Origin of the sequence: Paenibacillus glacialis, assembly GCF_001637205.1 — a bacterium.
GTDB lineage: Bacteria > Bacillota > Bacilli > Paenibacillales > Paenibacillaceae > Paenibacillus_AQ > Paenibacillus_AQ glacialis.
The window spans coordinates 44,845-60,381 of record NZ_LVJH01000003.1 but is presented as its reverse complement, the minus strand read 5'-3'; the positions used below and the strand labels follow the sequence as shown (position 1 = coordinate 60,381).

The following is a 15,537-nucleotide window of genomic DNA, read 5'->3' as shown; positions in this document are numbered from 1 at the left end:
ACTTTCCCTCCTATGTTCCATATGGAATGATCATTTTATATTTAATTAAGTCTAAACAAGCTCAGGTGGATAACGATAATTAGTCGCCTGTTCAAAACCATATGCTATTCGTATCAACGTAGGTTCACTAAATGCTTTGCCGGAAAATACAACGCCAAAAGGACCCTTTGTCGAATCACCATCGAAGTCAACGACACCTGTAGACGAATATCCTGCTGGAACCGTAATCAGGGGGTATCCCAATCGTGCCGCAATATACATCCCATCCACATCTCCAGGTAACATTAATGCGTCTAAACCATGTTGTTCTAACACATAATCTATACCCTGAGTAAGCGCTAGCGTATCATATTCTTGTTTCTTCTGACGATATTCTTGCTCAGTCAATGTTGATGCTGCTGACCTAATCAGCGTGTCTTGCCCATACTTTAAGGCAACTTCGGCATGGTTCTCATTATATGCAATCAATTCTTGCAAAGAGTGAATCGGTACGGAATCAGATAATTGTGATAAATATTGATCGAGACCTGTTTTAAATTCATAGCATATAACGTCATTATTCCAATTGTTGTGTTCTACATGAAGACTAACTGGATCTACAATCGTAGCGCCCGCATTTTTCAAAGCCAAGATCGCCGCTTCCATAATAGCCAGTCTTTCTTCGTCTAAGTTCTTATAATAATGTCTAGGAATACCTATTCTTGCTTGTTGTATATAGTCTGCATCTAGGAATGGGGTGTAATCACCATAAGAACATTCCTTACTCAAAAGTGTAGCATTATCTTTGTCGTCAATGCCAGTTAATGCACCTAAAATAATAGCCGCATCCGTAACGGTCCTAGCTATCGGTCCAGGCGTATCTTGGCTCACCGAAATAGGAATAACCCCAGCTCGGCTAACGAGTCCAACCGTCGGTTTGATACCTACGAGGAAACTTTGACATGCAGGACCCACAATAGATCCAGCTGTTTCCGTACCTATTGCTGCCGCTGCAAAATTTGAAGCTACAGCTGCCGCAGATCCAGAACTAGAACCACTAATGAATATCTCGCCTGGCCCATAGGGGTTTAGTACGAGTCCTCCTCGTGAACTGTAGCCCGCTGGCATCCTACTCGACATGAAATTCGACCATTCGGACATATTCGCTTTCCCAAGAATCACCGCACCTGCTAATCGAAGCTTGGACGCTACGAATGAATCCGTTGCAGCAAATGATTCAGCTAAAGCTACTGAACCAGCACTGGTATGCATATTATCGCCTGTGTCCAAATTGTCTTTTAGTAGAATAGGAATACCATGTAACTTCCCACGACTTCCTGATTCTTTACGTTCTTTATCTAAGTCCCTCGCAATTTGCATCGCATCTGGATTGATTTCTAATATTGAATTAATCTCTGAGTCGTACTTATGTATTCTGTCTAAATATTCTCGCACGATATCTTCAGAGCTTATGGAACCTGCTTCCAATGCCGCTTGCATGCTACTAATATCTGCTTCTATAATCCATTCTTGGAGCCTAATATCCACTTAAGCCACCCCTTTGGGAAAATATGGTTTTTAACATTCTTAACTAACTTACCATATTTCTTTAACGCAATGACATGGAAAGATTGATTATAACTGTATTAGGCTAATTGACTTCTAAAATAACCCCTATTCCTGATATTCAATCGGATCTACGCTACTAATATTATATTAAACTGTGATTAAAGAGCTTGACCTCTAGGTGCTATCATACTATAATTTCGTTTATTATTATAAATATCGAATGAGCGACGACAAGAACTTTATTAAGCCGGTCTCCCTGTGAACAGAGAATCAGTGGTTGGTGGAAACTGATACAAAGATTAGGTGAATTTCATTCTTGGAGCTTTTTTTATACTGTATCTTATTGAAGTAGTATAAAAACGGATCAAACCGTTATTTGACCAAGTGGGAAACACGTATTGTTTCCAATTAGGGTGGTACCGCGTGAAGAGCCACGTCCCTATCGTTAAAGATAGAGATGTGGCTTTTTTCTGTCTTTTGCTTTGTTTTTTTAAGGACATAATAAAAAAGATTGGATTGATAAGCGTGCAAACAACAGAGCAATGGTCATCGAAGATTGGTTTTATTTTATCAGCAGCAGGTTCAGCTATTGGGGTAGGCGCAATATGGAAGCTCCCTTATGTTACGGGCATCAGTGGGGGCGGTGCATTCTTCCTTCTATTTATCTTATTTTCTCTATTTATGGGTTTTCCATTGTTATTAGCAGAGTTCATTATTGGTAGAAGCACACAAAAGGAAGCCATTAGTGCTTATCGTAGTTTAGCTCCTAATACCAAGTGGCATTGGATTGGAAAGTTAGGGGTATTCACCTGTTTTCTATTATTGTCTTTTTATAGTGTCATTGGTGGTTGGATTGTCATCTATTTTGTAAAAGGTTTGTTCGGTGGAATCATTAGTGAAGGTGCCGATTATGGAGCCGTCTTTAACGTGACGATTGGAAATCCTATCTTGGTTATTGGAGCTCAATTTGTATTTCTGGCTATAACCGTATTAGTTGTGGCTAAAGGGATTCAGAATGGTATTGAAAAAGTAAGTAAAATCTTGATGCCTACGTTATTCGTACTATTCATTGTTCTAATCATTCGCTCACTTACACTCGATAACGCTATGGAAGGTGTAAAATTCTTTCTAGCACCTGATTTCTCGCGTATCACATCTCAAAATATTCTGTATGCGATGGGTCAAGCTTTCTTCGCCTTAAGTGTCGGGGTATCCGTAATGGTTACTTATAGTTCATATCTTTCAAAAAAAGAAAGCTTAATTCAACCGGCCATTTCCATCGTCGCCATGAATTTATTGATCGCATTATTGGCAGGATTAGCTATCTTCCCAGCTGTATTCTCACTAGGTTTAGAACCCGCTGAAGGACCTGGGTTGTTGTTCGTTGTATTGCCTGCGGTGTTTGATCAAATTATTTTTGGAGAAGTGTTCTTACTAGGTTTCTTAGCATTATTTCTATTTGCCACATTAACTTCGGCTTTCTCGATGTTAGAAATCATTGTAGCCTCTACCGTTAAAGGAAAAGAGGAGAAGAGAAAAAAATATGCCTATATTATTGGTGTTTTAATTTTTGTAGTAGGAATTCCCTCTGCATTATCCTATAGTATTTTTGCTGATATTCTAATCTTCTCGAAGAACTTATTTGATTCAGCCGATTATTTAGTTAGTAATATACTAATGCCACTTGGTGTGTTGTTAATCTCTATCTTCGTACCCCTTAAGATTAAGAAAAGCACTTTGCGGGAGGAGCTATTACAGCATTCTCGGTTAGGGGCTACTGCATTTAATATATGGTTTTTTATCATGAGGTTCATTATTCCTTTAGTCATTATCATCGTGTTTCTTGATATTACTGGAATATTGGATAGAATAGTTGCGCTATTTTAGGATTAAACCTGAAACCACTGAGCATTTGAGTGATTTTAAGAGGGAAAGGAAAAGTGCTGGAAGTTAGCAGAGATTTCCGCGTAACTTCCAGCACTTTTTTATGAAAGGATGGAGAATACTTTTAGGTATAAGATTGTTCTCATATTGGTGAACCACAATCCCTATTTTTTGTAAAGAGCACCGCCAATTTTTCAATTGAATATTATCTGTCTGCCTTTCTGTGTTATCAGAAATCGAACTCCCTTTGGTCTATTTGCTTGTTCAACAAGTTCATGATTAATCAATATATTCAAAATCATTTGGACATTTTCTTTACTAATTCCAGTTTCTTTACTTAATCCTCCAAGTGACCTATAAATATATCTACTTTCAGAGAAGGCCTTTAATATTTTGTACCTTTCATCATCTTTACCATTCATTAATTCATTATTAATTTTAATTACTTCAATCTCCTCAATCTCATTTTCATTTGACACCAATTATGATTGATTTTAATAGTTCTTTATTATTAATTGGTTCTTCATTACCTTTCGTTGAAAAGAAACTTACAACACCGCCAAATACACCTGATAGAACTAAAATAATGCTAAGAATGGTAATATGATTCATACATCGGCTCCTTTTTGTTTGATATTATTTATGTCTTTCGCATAAAATTGTAGTATTCGTTACACCAATTTCCGATAGATTGCATGAATCTCATCCTCTTCAACACTTCTGATCAAGGTCACAATAGAAGGATGACTTTGCCATCCCTGAAAATCCATCAAAGAATATGTCTATAAAGTCTTCTCAAAAATGTATAGGTCATCTTCTTCTCTAACTTTGGTGAATCCGCACTTTGTATAGAAGTGATGATTCTTGACACTCCAGCCAGGAGTATCAAGCCACCATTTATTGCTATCCGGAAAAATCCTTTCAATTTCTTTCATTACTTTCATACCGATTCCTTGATTCTGAAAGTTCGGATCAATAAAAATTCTTCCTAGATTATGTACTTGACTGCTTTCTATAAATATCAAAGTCCCCCCTATTATTTCTCCATTAAAGAGTACCTTGAAATATTTACAATTTTGCATCATCTCTTCTTGCCAACTTATGGAATCATATCCTAGTGGACCACCGATTTCGTTATTATTGAAATGTTTTGATTCTTCATCAAAGCTGGCCTTTTGTATTTCAGCGAGTTTTTGTGCATCATTTTTTATTGCTCGTTCTAGTATCAACATTTGATACACCTCCATTAATGTGATTTATATTAAATTATCTTTTTTTGTTTTTGATTATTATATCTTGCACAGGTTACGTCTAACGTTTGTGCATTCCTGACGTTCAAGTGGCTTAAGTGACCGTAGGGAACGAGTCGTCAGACTTAGTCGGTTAAATGTGTCGCCTGAATCCACTTCTCCGAAAATCCCCCTGGTGACCGAGGAGCGTACGCGACGATGTAGGAATGTTCTGTTAGACGACGTACTTATCTTCCAAATAATCTTTCAATAATAGACTTCTTCTTTAGTAATGGGTTATCGAGAAACTTTGCACTTAGCCAAAAAGAACCTGAAATGATCCCACCAGGAATAATGTCTCTATTTACAAGTTCTTTATCTGCCACTACATCTATCTCACCGCCTAATGTCTTTACTAGTGCCCAACAAAATGTAACACTAGTATGTTCATTAGTAATATTGGAAGTTTCTATTACCCTGCCAGTAATTACTGCAGTAGCACTTGGGAAATTCTCATTTTCGAATAAACCTGAAGGAATAAATGATTCTGAAGCAAATCTTATTTCACGGTCTTGGGATCTATAATACTCATCTTCATTATCATACACACTCAGTTCATGTGCGAAGGTCGTCAGTTGAATATTAAGGATTTGTGGAACTAGAACTTCACCATAGTTGGCTCGATTGGGCATATCAAATACAAATGGATAGCTTCCTGATTCTGCCGATTCATCGATTGGACCAGCCCAAGCATGAAATGATCCATCCAGTATAGAATTCGACTCCGAAATTAATTCATTTGTAACTCCTACCTTAATTTTCGATGAGCCTGAATAATGCGGATTTAATCCTATAATTTCATTTCTTTTATTTGACTGAAGCCACAATTCAATTCCTTTGCCCGTTTGAGAATATGAATAAATTCCTTTCTTTGTTGTAATTCTTTCTCCGGTAGTAAGGGCATACTCTACTAAACTATCAAAGTCTTCTCTAGCATGAAGATCGAATCCAATTGAAGTCATATGCATTCCTGACGTTCAAGCAGCTTAAGTGACCGAAGGGAACGGGTCGTCACTTAGCTGGTTGAATGTATCGCATGAATATACTTCTTCGAAATCCTTCTTAGCGATCAAGGGCGAATGCCCGCAGTAGGAATGCTGTGTTAGATGATGTGGCTAACTCCCATGAATTATCTAGAAAATATTCTTAAAGAAAATCATTATATCTTTCCAAAAAATACCTAAAATAAAGAATAATGCTCCCGAGACCATACTTATTACGATATTAATAACTCTTTCCGAACTCTTACCTTCATTAACTGTACTCTTAATACTATTTAAAATAGGTTCAGCACCAAAACGATTAATTTCAACTAACTTTTGGTATTCTTCAGACATTTTTGTTTGTTTCTCGATTTCTAACTTTATCTCTTGTAGTTTCTTGCTTTTTTCATTTAATATACCTTCCAATTCACTTAATAATGTTGAAGATTTCTGAATAGAGTCAATTGCTTTTTCAATTTTATTCTCTAGTTCAACATCCCTATTGAAGAATTCTTTAGCTAGTCTTTTATACATCTCATCCGGCATTTTAGGGCCTAGCCCCAATCCACCAGGTAATAACATATCCATTTTCAAAATAAAATTAAGAAATTTTATCAATGATTTAGCCAATTTTTCTTTTATCATAAGTCTCCTTCGAATATTTAATTTAAGAATATTTAGCCATTTCATCTAACGTTGCGCATTCCTGACGTCCGAACGGCTTAAGACCAAAGGTCTGTATGGCTCTGCCACTTAGCCGGGTGGATGTGTCGCCTGAATTAACTTCTTTGAAATTCCTCTTGGAGACCGAGGAGCGAACGCGACGATGTAGGAATGCTTTGTTATCGGATGTTATTACCACCATCTATTACTATCAAATGAATCAGTGATATCATTCCCAAGATGTGTATTCCTCTAAGAAAAACTCCCCTTCTATTTCAAGGTTCGTCTTCGGTTTACTATCATCATAATAACTAATATCTGTCGTTGTTCCACTCCACTGAAGAAAGAAGACCCCATTACCTCTATATTCCAATTTCATTAAGTTTTCGTCTACATCTTGATGCTCAAAATAATACAATCTAGCATCCAGATCCTTATTTTCTTCGTTATATCCTTGCGAGAGTTCAAACAATCTAGTCCCAAATTCTTTGAGTACTAACTTATCAAGATATATTGTAACTTCAGCATTTGGATTCATTGCAAATTTAGCAGTATCTTCAACCGACATAATAGCTTGAGGGTCTGTCTCAGTTTCAAACCACATCATTATTGTTTCGTCATTTCTACGAACAACATAAGCTCTTGATTCTAATAGTTTAAATCTCTCAGTTCCATTAAAACGTTTAAGGGTCATGGTACCCATAATTTATTCTCCTTATATTTGCAATAATTTCCGATAACGTTCGCGCATTACCGACGTCCAAACGGCTTAAGGATCGTAGGTCCGGGTGGCTTCGCCACTTAGCTGGTTGGATGTGTCACCTGAAATCACTTCGACGAGACTTCCTCTTGGTGACCAAGGGAGCGTAGCGACCGCCGTGGTAATGAAATGTTAGATGAAGTTATTGACTTCTGTGAATTTTCCCGCAATTATCTCTAATTCTTTAGTTATACGGATTATAAATTTAGTCTTTATCTGTGTCTTTATTGATCACGACATCAATTCGTATTCCTACTTTTTTTATCACTTTATGATGAATCTGAAGTCCACAAATGATAAACCTTCATTCTCAATGGCTCTTAAATTAATACATTAGCCAACAACTAAAATAATAATAGTAAATAAAATAGAAGCGATAAATAAAGCTAATTCAACGATATAACCTTTTGACTCTTTATTATATTTCCATTCCATGAAGGCACGATAAGCACACATGAATGTGATCAAAAAAGCAAAAATTAGATTTGGCTCATCCCTTGGTGTTGAAAATATAGAAGCGATCAAAAGTATTACTAAAATAATTAAAATCCCATTATAGACTTTACCAACTTCAGTCTCGCTAATTTTACGATCAGACGTTAATATTACTTTGCACAATGCGTACTGAAGTACAATGAGTATCATCACAAATACAGCGATTGCATTCATAATTAACCCCCCTTTCTTTTGAAATTTATTATTCTATAGAAAATTTTAGATCATATCTCTCAGTTCTCTTTCACTACCTTTCTCTGAACGAAGGACCATTCGATTGGGATAGCAATCTATCTCAACTAATATGGTTTTCACCGCCCTTCTCTATTTTTAAGGTTTAACATCCCCAATAATTTCATCTAACGTTTTATATTCCCGACGCCGAAGCCCTTAAGGGAGCGGATACGACCGGATGGCTTCGCCACTTAGGGCTGTAGGTGTGTCGCATGAATCCACTTCCCTGAAATTCCTCTTGGCGACCAAGGACCCGGTAGGGTCCGCCGCGGGAATATAGTGTTAAGCGATGGCACCGACTTCATTGGGTAATCCCATATTCGTTCTTGACCTTATTCTCTCCTGAACTTAGTGTCTCTTGAACTAAAAAATATCTCTACTCTAAATATATCGGAGGCTTTTGCACTTTGAATTCCCTTCCACGGTATGCTCTTTCAAACTTTTGACTATTTGAACTTAAATGTCTCTTCAGGATCGGCTTAACGATCACAGCGTGAATATGATCTTCAGCGATTCACCAAGTTCCATGAATCACTTCCAATATGTCCTTTGCCTGTGGCTGTATTGTCTCGAATCGACTACCTCAGATAATTTTTTGTTCTACTATGATTCGATCCGCCTGTAGCTCACGCCCAGATGATCGAATTACCCGTCTGAATGGAGGCCTCAAACAACTTCCTTAATACTCCTGCTGAGGGAAGATCAGAGCATTTAAGCTCCCTTGTAACGACTTGCAGAGAGATTGGATAATAGAGTTCCTCGACTCCCCAGATCTTTTTGCTCAACGGATGAGTTGACTTATGAACGCCTCCCGTCTCAGAATCGCAAAACCACACCAGCCGGTCTACTCGACTATCTTTCTCCAAACAGACCACCTCCTGCGTGAATTCCATCGACCGAAATAGTTCTAAGTTGTTCTGGTTTACGATACGGAATCCACTGTCATTCAGCCGATAAGTAAACTCAATTCCAGAGGAGTAGAACCACCTGTCGTCGCCAGGCAGAGCCTTCGCATATTCCTCCTGTGATTTAGATTCCAGAAGAAAAATTCCTTGGAGTTCGCTTACCCTGGATTCCAGAATATCCAGCTCCTTCAGAGCCTTGCCTGCCTGGCTGGCGGAAAGAGGATTCCCCCATATCGAATTTAATAACGGAAAATTCTCCTGTCCCAGTCGCTCCATCACTCCAAAAAAGAAGTTCCCTCCAGCGATATTGGCGACCCGATTATAGTAGTAGTAAAAATCCTCATGCTCACAGGCATGTTCTCGCCATTTCAAAAAAAGATGGTAAGTTCCGTCATCCGTAGAGTCCGATAAATCGATCCCCTCGTCCGTCCATTCCAGCAAGCCGATATCAAAGGGAGGAGACTTAACTTTTCCCTCTTTCATGCAATTACAGTTCACATATGCATCAAGCCCCATATGCATTCCTTCTTTCTCTCTAGTCATCAACCCGATGAATGACAAAGATTATTATTAGTTCTACTCTTTTTTATTGCTATTTCTTCTTTTAAGTACTGGAGGCTTAGCCTCGTTGATTCACTTCTCTTGCATGCTCTTAAACATATTTTTCTTTTCATTCATTATTGCTTGCTCATTTTACTTTTTCCAAGTGCTTTCGCTTAACGTTGTGTATTTCTGACGTCCAATCGGCTTAAGGACCACAGATCCGGTGGCTTCGCCACTTAGCCGGTTGGATGTGTCGCCTGATTCTACTTCTCTGAAAATTCCTCTTGGCGACCAAGGAGCGGTAGCGACGATGCTGAAAAACTTTATTATCCGATGCCTCGGTCCTCTTCGAAATACATTAATCTATTCGAATGGATCATAATATTTCAAATCAGATTCTGTAATACCTTCTTCCTTTCCCTCTTCTGTCAATCTGTAACCAAACTGCAATACTTCGTTATGTGCAAAATATATATATTCAACATAGGGCTCATCTTTAAAAGTGACTACCGAAAAAAATGACGGTAATTTAATACCCCATACTCCTTCAACGGATTCTATTTCTTCTCTACTATATTTTTGTTCTTCTAATAGATAGTTAGTTACTCTATTTGCATATATTATTTTATTTGCCTGAACATAAACTATCGGCGTTACTACTAAAATAGTTATTATGATTACTATAATTATAGCTTTCTTATTCATTATAATAGTCATTCCCTCTAAGTTTTTTTGTTTGTTGGTCTTAATTGATTTTCTTCTGTGAGTTTACTTAACTACAATTTTTCAGAGGTTTCGGATAACGTACCCACATTTCTGACGTTCGAGCGGCTTAAGGTGCGTAGCACCGGGTCGTCAGACTTAGCCGGTCGAATGTGTCGCCTGAATTAACCTCTTCGATATTTCTCTTGGCGACCAAGGAGCGTCAGCGACGACGCAGAAATGTAATGTTGGTATTCTCAGTTCATACCCGACTGGTTCGGGGATGGACTTTTTCTTTATACTGGAGAAAACACTGGGCTGAAAAACGTATGTTTTGTTGGGACACAGATCCCGTCGTATAAAGTGTTGTAAGCCCTCGCCTTTTGTTCATACCCCGATTCAGCTGGTTGGGTCCTAGAACCCGAATCACCGTGCCAACCTGTGGAGAGCGAAAGTGCTGGCCCCAGTGAAATTAAGGAGGTTATATGAATCTACCTGTTCTAAGTATTGATGTTGCTAAAGGTAAGAGTGTTGCTGCTGCTTTTCTTTCCTACCATGAATGTATGTACAAACCTTTTCCATTCTCACATTCCAATGATGGGCTTCATCAACTTCTAGCTATCTTGGAGCAGTTGAAGGAAGCCACAGGTCATGATCCACATGTTGTTTTAGAAGCCACGGGCAACTATTCCAAACCTATCGCTTCTTTCTTTTCTTCGTATGGTTATTCCGTCATTGTTCTGAATCCGTTACTCACCCATCAACTGAAACAAAAAGCTGTTCGGAAGGTAAAAACAGACCCTATCGATGCCATTCGCATTGCTCAAGTCTTTTACTTACAATCTCCTCAGCCTCAAATAGAGCTAAGCGATCCTGTTCAACAGCTTCGTGTCATTTGTCGCCAATATCAGCATTGGACTGGCCTGTATGGCGAGACACAGCTTCATTTTCGCGCTGTTCTTGATCTTCTTTTCCCAGGGTACGACAAGGCATTTCACAAAGTCTGCAACCGTACTTCTCTTGAATTATTATCTCGCTATCCGACTCCAAAAGAGCTCTTAGATGCAGATCATGAGGAGATCATTTCGGTACTCCTTTCCAATCGTAGAGGTCGAGTTTGGAATGAATCCAAACTAGAAGAACTGCTTAACATTGCTAACAATAGTCTCCCTGATCTTCATGCCATTAGGCCCAGAAAATTGTTCTCAGGCACTATATTCAACTGCTTAAGACCTATCAGGACTGTATGAATGATCTCTTGGAAACCATGCAATCGATGGCTGAATCTATTGATACCTATCATTTACTTCGAACGATTCCGGGTGTCGGACCACTAACAGCTGCTATGCTGATCGCTGAAATCGGAGATATAAAAAGGTTCCCATCCGTTAAACAGCTAACAGCTTTTGCAGGGCTAGACTCAGCTGTTCACGAATCAGGAACCTTCAAATCCAAGAAGAATCGAATTTCTAAACGGGGCTCTTCATACCTTCGAACAGCTCTTTACCAGGCTACCGTTTGCGCTATTTCCAAGCAAATTCATGGCCCAAGAAATTCGATTCTCTTTCAATTTTATCAGCAAAAACGTGCCCAAGGCAAACCTGCTAAAGTCGCAATTGTTGCTACTTCTCACAAGCTTTTACGCATCATTTTTGGAATGTGGAAGTCTGATCAAGCTTTTAAATGTGGTTAACCCCGTAATTGGAAATTAACTTCCAATAAAACTTGCTCTAGTGGGTAGGTTTGTTTAAGTATGTCATTCTAGTGCCTAACAAAAATATTTTTCATGATAGAGTTGACTTTGATTAGCTGGTTTATCGGATGTCAGTGCCTTCCTCGAATATACTAACTTTTCCCTTTAGTTGAACAGTTGCTTACTCAAACAATACATAAGTATCTTTAATTCCCATCATTTCCTTTAGAGTTCTACCTAATGAATATTGGTTTGGTTGATCCTTTTTTATGACACAGATAATATTCCCTGCTTCGCCATGAGATAGGTTAGTTAATTGTAAGTATTCATTATTATCATAGATATATGATAATAAGTAATCATAATAGTCTTCAGCCTTATCCTTCACATTTAGACCGACACCATACAATCTAACTTTCGTCCCTGCCCAAATATATTGACTATCATTTAATTCTTCGAGAGGAATCCACCCATCCGTTTTCATGTATTTATTCCTCCGTGACAATTCTGTCCGCATGTTTAGAATCGATCTTTTAATTTTGCATTGATTTTCGATAACGTTCTTGTATCTACGAACCCGAGAGGCTTAAGGGAGCAACGTGACCGAGTCCGACGGACTTAGCCTCTCAGGGTTGTGAGCTGATTCCGCTTCTCAGTATATCTCTTCTTGCGAACCAAGGGCCGAACGGCCCGCAGCGTAGATACGGTGTTATCTGATGCCACCTCTTCATTGAAAATACCTACTCATCGATCCTATTAATGCATAAATATTTGTTCTTATTGAAGAAAATATAGTAAGGCATAATAAACAGATTTAACAAGTTCCATCCACGAATGGGACACCCACAATTAAACACTATATGTTCATTCTCATTTAAACTAATCCGAAGTTTATTGCTTCTACACCAATCAATCTTCAAATATACCTCGTGCTCTCCAGGAGTTACTTCTATTCTTAATTTACCCCCGTCTTCGATCTTTCCCATATGAAAATCATCAATAATTACTTCAAAGTTCCTCAACATATTTGTATATTGAGACGTCCTAATTATTTCAATGTAGGTTTTGGAGTTCAAAGTTACTCACATCCTTGTTAAGGTTTTATATGGGTTTGGGTGGTTTCAGATAACGTTTGTATATTTACGACGTCCGCTCCCCTTAGATAGCTCTTATCTTAGGGGAGTGAATGTATCTGCCTGAACCCTCTTCTATGAGAATACATCTGGCAGATCAAGGGCCGTAGGCCCGCAGCGTAAATATTATGTTATCTGAAGGAGCTTCTTCTTTGAAATACCCTCATAGATATTATTTTTCACATGTATCTGGCCACCCTACGAACCATTAATCGTCCTCATACTTGTTCCAACCTAGCTCTACATTCTCCGCTATAATAATAATTTCCGAGAAATTATTATTATATTTACTTGAGGCACTACCAAATATAATATACTCATTTGTTCTATTAACTTTCTTATAATCAAATTTCAAAATTTCAGAATCATTCATTTCTACTAATGGCAAGACACTTTCATAGTTGTCCTTATATATCTTAGCTCGGTGTTGCTCAACATTTATAAATCTAATCGTACATGCATCTGTATTCTTAGCAACATCATAAGGATTCAACGAATGTTCCGCTAAAACATCTATTGATTCTAATACCATTATAATTTCATTATTCATAATATTAATTGTATCAATTACACAATCATGAAAACTAAAATGATCTAATTCATTTTGTGAAATGTATTTCTTCAATGAAATTCTCCCGTCATATCATTAAGCTCTTTCAGATAACGTAATATCTGCGACATATTTCGTTTAATATCATCTATATATGGGGTATCTATGGTAGCGGTATTATTCTCCCCCTGACTGAATCAATCTTTAGTCTATAACGTCCTATCTTTTCTTTCTTAATAATGCAAACTAATCCAACTATTAAGTGAATCTATGGATAATACATTTTTTCTTGAATAAATCCGTCATTTCCATATATAGCAACCATTCCTCCACCTTCATACTTAGGATCCATTTTTATTAAGACACCTTGTTTACCGTTAAGATCAAATCGATCTTTTTGGACTCCATTATCATCCAAATAATTAATAATAACAAAATCCATATCATGCTCAACGGCTTTATCATGTACAACAACACAGAAATACCCCAAAGCTCTCTCAACCGAAACCCCTTCTTCATCTTCATTCCAAGCAGCGGACATTGATTCTACTGGTGTTATAGATTTATTCTTTCTTTTTGTAATCGTAGAGACCTGAGCAACAGAACCATCTACTTCAAGTATGAGTGCAGATTGTTCATCTAAAATAGTGTAATCGATGATTTTAATTTTATTTAGTTCACCATAACTGTTTATATCGTCTTGTGTAATCGGTTCGAATTTAGCACATGCTGATAGAAGAAAAATACATACTAATAGAGTTAAATATTTCAACTTGTTATCATCCTTTGTTTTTAATATTTAATCCTGAATCACTTATTTGTGATAAGACTTATTACTACTATGTAATACCATAAATGCAGAACTCAATGTGGTTAGGTTCATAGTATTTCTCCCACCTGAATTCAACTCAAAATACATAGGTTTAATCCAGCGTAACCGGCTCTAAAATAAATAAACCCAGTTGTAATTTATTGGACCTCAATTCTATTGGATGAGTTGATTCCGAAGCATCCCCTATTATATCTATGTAATTGTATCCATCTTGGCTATGTAAAGTATACTTTCCTGAAATATCTTCAAACTTCACTGTACCATCCGATAAGAACTCTACAAACATCCCCTCTTTTAAATGTTGCTCAACACGCATCGATTCCCAAGCATGTATCTGACCATAGTTAGTAGTGAATTCCTCTATATCTACCTCTTCATTGGTTACTACCCATCTCCCTTCAATTCCCTTCTGTTCAATTGGTTTGTTACCACTATCACAAGCTGTACATGTAAAAATCATTATAATCACTAGCAATTGCAGGTATCTCATTTCATTCTCCTTTTCACATGGATAGTATTCAGAGCATAACCTCTGACCTGATGAGTAGCCATTCACCCTCGCCATCCCATTATACTCCATATTTCCCACCCCCACCTCACAAATTCAGACAAAAAAAGACAAATCGCTCACTAGAGCAATCTGCCTTTCTTTACTTCCACAATTCCATCTCTACCATTTCAATCAATCTCTCATTTTAATCAAACTTACGATCCCCAATACTCCGCAATAAAAGGATCTCTCCCTGACTGCTCCCGATCTTCCTTATAATGCTTCGGGTTCTTATGGTGATAGTTCTGATGATATTCCTCTGCTTCGTAGAACGTTACAGCTGGGATAATCTCAGTCACGATCTGGTCCGTGAATCTACCACTAGCAGCAACCTGCTCCTTAGAAGCGAGTGCGGCTACATGTTGCTCTTCATTATGATAAAAGATCGCTGTCTTATACTGCGGTCCTCTATCTTGGAACTGTCCATCTGCATCCGTTGGATCGATTTGTGGCCAGTAGAGTTCAAGTAGCTTTTCATAAGGGAAAATAGTAGGATCGAATGTAATCTGGACTGCTTCATAGTGACCCGTCGTTCCCGTCTTGATCTCTTCATAGGTTGGGTTCACCGTTGTTCCCCCGATATATCCCGCTACGATGCCGTGAATACCGGGCTGTTCCTCAAAAGGTGTGACCATACACCAAAAGCATCCGCCAGCGAATGTTGCTTGCTCCATGTCCACACTTCCTCTCTGTTGTCTGACCTACGCAAAGTATTAGTGGATGCCAGATATTGTTGATCTAGGCTAGTCTAACCATCCATCTAAGACTTAAAC

General features: G+C 38.0%; 19 protein-coding genes and 1 other annotated feature. Of the genes, 3 read left to right on the top strand and 16 right to left on the bottom strand.

Translation table 11 applies throughout. The features are described from left to right. Positions 1-51 precede the first annotated feature (51 nt). A complete protein-coding gene (locus PGLA_RS03105; RefSeq protein ID WP_068528539.1) occupies positions 52-1,527 on the bottom strand; it encodes an amidase family protein in 1,476 nt (491 codons plus the stop codon). A gap of 239 nt (positions 1,528-1,766) precedes the next feature. Continuing rightward, positions 1,767-1,992, top strand: a binding site (T-box leader). A gap of 81 nt (positions 1,993-2,073) precedes the next feature. On the opposite strand from PGLA_RS03105, the gene PGLA_RS03100 reads away from it, so the two are divergent. Continuing rightward, positions 2,074-3,435, top strand: coding sequence for a sodium-dependent transporter (locus PGLA_RS03100; RefSeq protein WP_068529341.1), 1,362 nt, complete (start codon positions 2,074-2,076; stop codon positions 3,433-3,435). Positions 3,436-3,626: 191 nt separating this feature from the next. Here PGLA_RS03100 and PGLA_RS03095 read toward each other — a convergent pair whose 3' ends face one another. The 10 genes from PGLA_RS03095 to PGLA_RS03060 all read right to left on the bottom strand — a co-directional run bounded on the left by PGLA_RS03095 (position 3,627) and on the right by PGLA_RS03060 (position 10,009). Then, complete coding sequence (locus PGLA_RS03095; protein WP_145939462.1) at positions 3,627-3,911, bottom strand: winged helix-turn-helix domain-containing protein; 285 nt, start codon at positions 3,909-3,911, stop codon at positions 3,627-3,629. Further along, positions 3,901-4,044 carry a YEATS-associated helix-containing protein gene (locus PGLA_RS27825; protein WP_161487830.1) on the bottom strand — a complete coding sequence of 48 codons (144 nt, stop codon included), beginning with the start codon at positions 4,042-4,044 and terminating at the stop codon, positions 3,901-3,903. Before PGLA_RS27825 ends, PGLA_RS03095 begins: the two co-directional genes overlap by 11 nt. A 170-nt stretch (positions 4,045-4,214) precedes the next feature. Next, entirely contained in the window at positions 4,215-4,664 is a 450-nt protein-coding gene (locus tag PGLA_RS03090; RefSeq protein WP_068528532.1) for a GNAT family N-acetyltransferase, read from the bottom strand. 245 nt (positions 4,665-4,909) lie between these two features. Beyond that, positions 4,910-5,683, bottom strand: coding sequence for a hypothetical protein (locus PGLA_RS03085; RefSeq protein WP_068528529.1), 774 nt, complete (start codon positions 5,681-5,683; stop codon positions 4,910-4,912). Positions 5,684-5,854: 171 nt separating this feature from the next. Next, positions 5,855-6,349, bottom strand: coding sequence for a hypothetical protein (locus PGLA_RS03080; RefSeq protein WP_068528526.1), 495 nt, complete (start codon positions 6,347-6,349; stop codon positions 5,855-5,857). Positions 6,350-6,371: 22 nt separating this feature from the next. After that, positions 6,372-6,569, bottom strand: coding sequence for a hypothetical protein (locus PGLA_RS27280; RefSeq protein ID WP_145939461.1), 198 nt, complete (start codon positions 6,567-6,569; stop codon positions 6,372-6,374). Between the two features lie 27 nt (positions 6,570-6,596). Further along, positions 6,597-7,070 carry a hypothetical protein gene (locus PGLA_RS03075; RefSeq protein ID WP_245699684.1) on the bottom strand — a complete coding sequence of 158 codons (474 nt, stop codon included), beginning with the start codon at positions 7,068-7,070 and terminating at the stop codon, positions 6,597-6,599. A gap of 390 nt (positions 7,071-7,460) precedes the next feature. After that, entirely contained in the window at positions 7,461-7,796 is a 336-nt protein-coding gene (locus PGLA_RS03070; RefSeq protein WP_068528521.1) for a DUF4181 domain-containing protein, read from the bottom strand. Positions 7,797-8,482: 686 nt separating this feature from the next. After that, the gene (locus tag PGLA_RS03065; protein WP_211269491.1) at positions 8,483-9,304 is read right to left on the bottom strand and encodes a hypothetical protein; all 822 of its coding nucleotides are present in this window, start codon (positions 9,302-9,304) and stop codon (positions 8,483-8,485) included. 363 nt (positions 9,305-9,667) lie between these two features. Beyond that, complete coding sequence (locus PGLA_RS03060) at positions 9,668-10,009, bottom strand: DUF3139 domain-containing protein (RefSeq protein WP_068528514.1); 342 nt, start codon at positions 10,007-10,009, stop codon at positions 9,668-9,670. Between the two features lie 482 nt (positions 10,010-10,491). Between PGLA_RS03060 and PGLA_RS28740 the strand changes: the two genes are divergently transcribed. Continuing rightward, complete coding sequence (locus PGLA_RS28740) at positions 10,492-11,256, top strand: IS110 family transposase (RefSeq protein ID WP_245699682.1); 765 nt, start codon at positions 10,492-10,494, stop codon at positions 11,254-11,256. Beyond that, the gene (locus PGLA_RS28735; RefSeq protein ID WP_245699681.1) at positions 11,253-11,699 is read left to right on the top strand and encodes a transposase; all 447 of its coding nucleotides are present in this window, start codon (positions 11,253-11,255) and stop codon (positions 11,697-11,699) included. The genes PGLA_RS28740 and PGLA_RS28735 overlap by 4 nt, the downstream gene beginning before the upstream one ends. Before the next feature lie 181 nt (positions 11,700-11,880). Here PGLA_RS28735 and PGLA_RS03050 read toward each other — a convergent pair whose 3' ends face one another. The 5 genes from PGLA_RS03050 to msrA form a co-directional block, all read right to left on the bottom strand. After that, positions 11,881-12,183, bottom strand: coding sequence for a hypothetical protein (locus tag PGLA_RS03050; protein ID WP_068528511.1), 303 nt, complete (start codon positions 12,181-12,183; stop codon positions 11,881-11,883). A gap of 857 nt (positions 12,184-13,040) precedes the next feature. After that, positions 13,041-13,457: a hypothetical protein gene (locus tag PGLA_RS03040; RefSeq protein ID WP_068528505.1), complete on the bottom strand. Its 417-nt coding sequence runs from the start codon at positions 13,455-13,457 to the stop codon at positions 13,041-13,043. Positions 13,458-13,650: 193 nt separating this feature from the next. Next, complete coding sequence (locus PGLA_RS03035) at positions 13,651-14,154, bottom strand: hypothetical protein (protein WP_068528502.1); 504 nt, start codon at positions 14,152-14,154, stop codon at positions 13,651-13,653. A gap of 151 nt (positions 14,155-14,305) precedes the next feature. Further along, the gene (locus PGLA_RS03030; RefSeq protein WP_068528499.1) at positions 14,306-14,794 is read right to left on the bottom strand and encodes a hypothetical protein; all 489 of its coding nucleotides are present in this window, start codon (positions 14,792-14,794) and stop codon (positions 14,306-14,308) included. A 125-nt stretch (positions 14,795-14,919) separates the two neighbouring features. Then, positions 14,920-15,438 (bottom strand): peptide-methionine (S)-S-oxide reductase MsrA, encoded by a 519-nt coding sequence (msrA, locus tag PGLA_RS03025; RefSeq protein ID WP_068528496.1) that lies wholly within the window; start codon positions 15,436-15,438, stop codon positions 14,920-14,922. Between the last annotated feature and the right edge of the window lie 99 nt (positions 15,439-15,537).

Excerpts from the sequence above, each read along its gene's own strand:
- PGLA_RS27280 (WP_145939461.1), bottom strand. The coding sequence starts at position 6,569 with ATGGTGGTAATAACATCCGATAACAAAGCATTCCTACATCGTCGCGTT.
- PGLA_RS03080 (WP_068528526.1), bottom strand. The coding sequence starts at position 6,349 with ATGATAAAAGAAAAATTGGCTAAATCATTGATAAAATTTCTTAATTTT.
- PGLA_RS03060 (WP_068528514.1), bottom strand. The coding sequence starts at position 10,009 with ATGAATAAGAAAGCTATAATTATAGTAATCATAATAACTATTTTAGTA.
- PGLA_RS03090 (WP_068528532.1), bottom strand. The coding sequence starts at position 4,664 with ATGTTGATACTAGAACGAGCAATAAAAAATGATGCACAAAAACTCGCT.
- msrA (WP_068528496.1), bottom strand. The coding sequence starts at position 15,438 with ATGGAGCAAGCAACATTCGCTGGCGGATGCTTTTGGTGTATGGTCACA.
- PGLA_RS03085 (WP_068528529.1), bottom strand. The coding sequence starts at position 5,683 with ATGACTTCAATTGGATTCGATCTTCATGCTAGAGAAGACTTTGATAGT.
- PGLA_RS03065 (WP_211269491.1), bottom strand. The coding sequence starts at position 9,304 with ATGACTAGAGAGAAAGAAGGAATGCATATGGGGCTTGATGCATATGTG.
- PGLA_RS03075 (WP_245699684.1), bottom strand. The coding sequence starts at position 7,070 with ATGGGTACCATGACCCTTAAACGTTTTAATGGAACTGAGAGATTTAAA.
- PGLA_RS27825 (WP_161487830.1), bottom strand. The coding sequence starts at position 4,044 with ATGAATCATATTACCATTCTTAGCATTATTTTAGTTCTATCAGGTGTA.
- PGLA_RS03050 (WP_068528511.1), bottom strand. The coding sequence starts at position 12,183 with ATGAAAACGGATGGGTGGATTCCTCTCGAAGAATTAAATGATAGTCAA.
- PGLA_RS03070 (WP_068528521.1), bottom strand. The coding sequence starts at position 7,796 with ATGAATGCAATCGCTGTATTTGTGATGATACTCATTGTACTTCAGTAC.
- PGLA_RS28740 (WP_245699682.1), top strand. The coding sequence starts at position 10,492 with ATGAATCTACCTGTTCTAAGTATTGATGTTGCTAAAGGTAAGAGTGTT.
- PGLA_RS03030 (WP_068528499.1), bottom strand. The coding sequence starts at position 14,794 with ATGGAGTATAATGGGATGGCGAGGGTGAATGGCTACTCATCAGGTCAG.
- PGLA_RS28735 (WP_245699681.1), top strand. The coding sequence starts at position 11,253 with ATGAATGATCTCTTGGAAACCATGCAATCGATGGCTGAATCTATTGAT.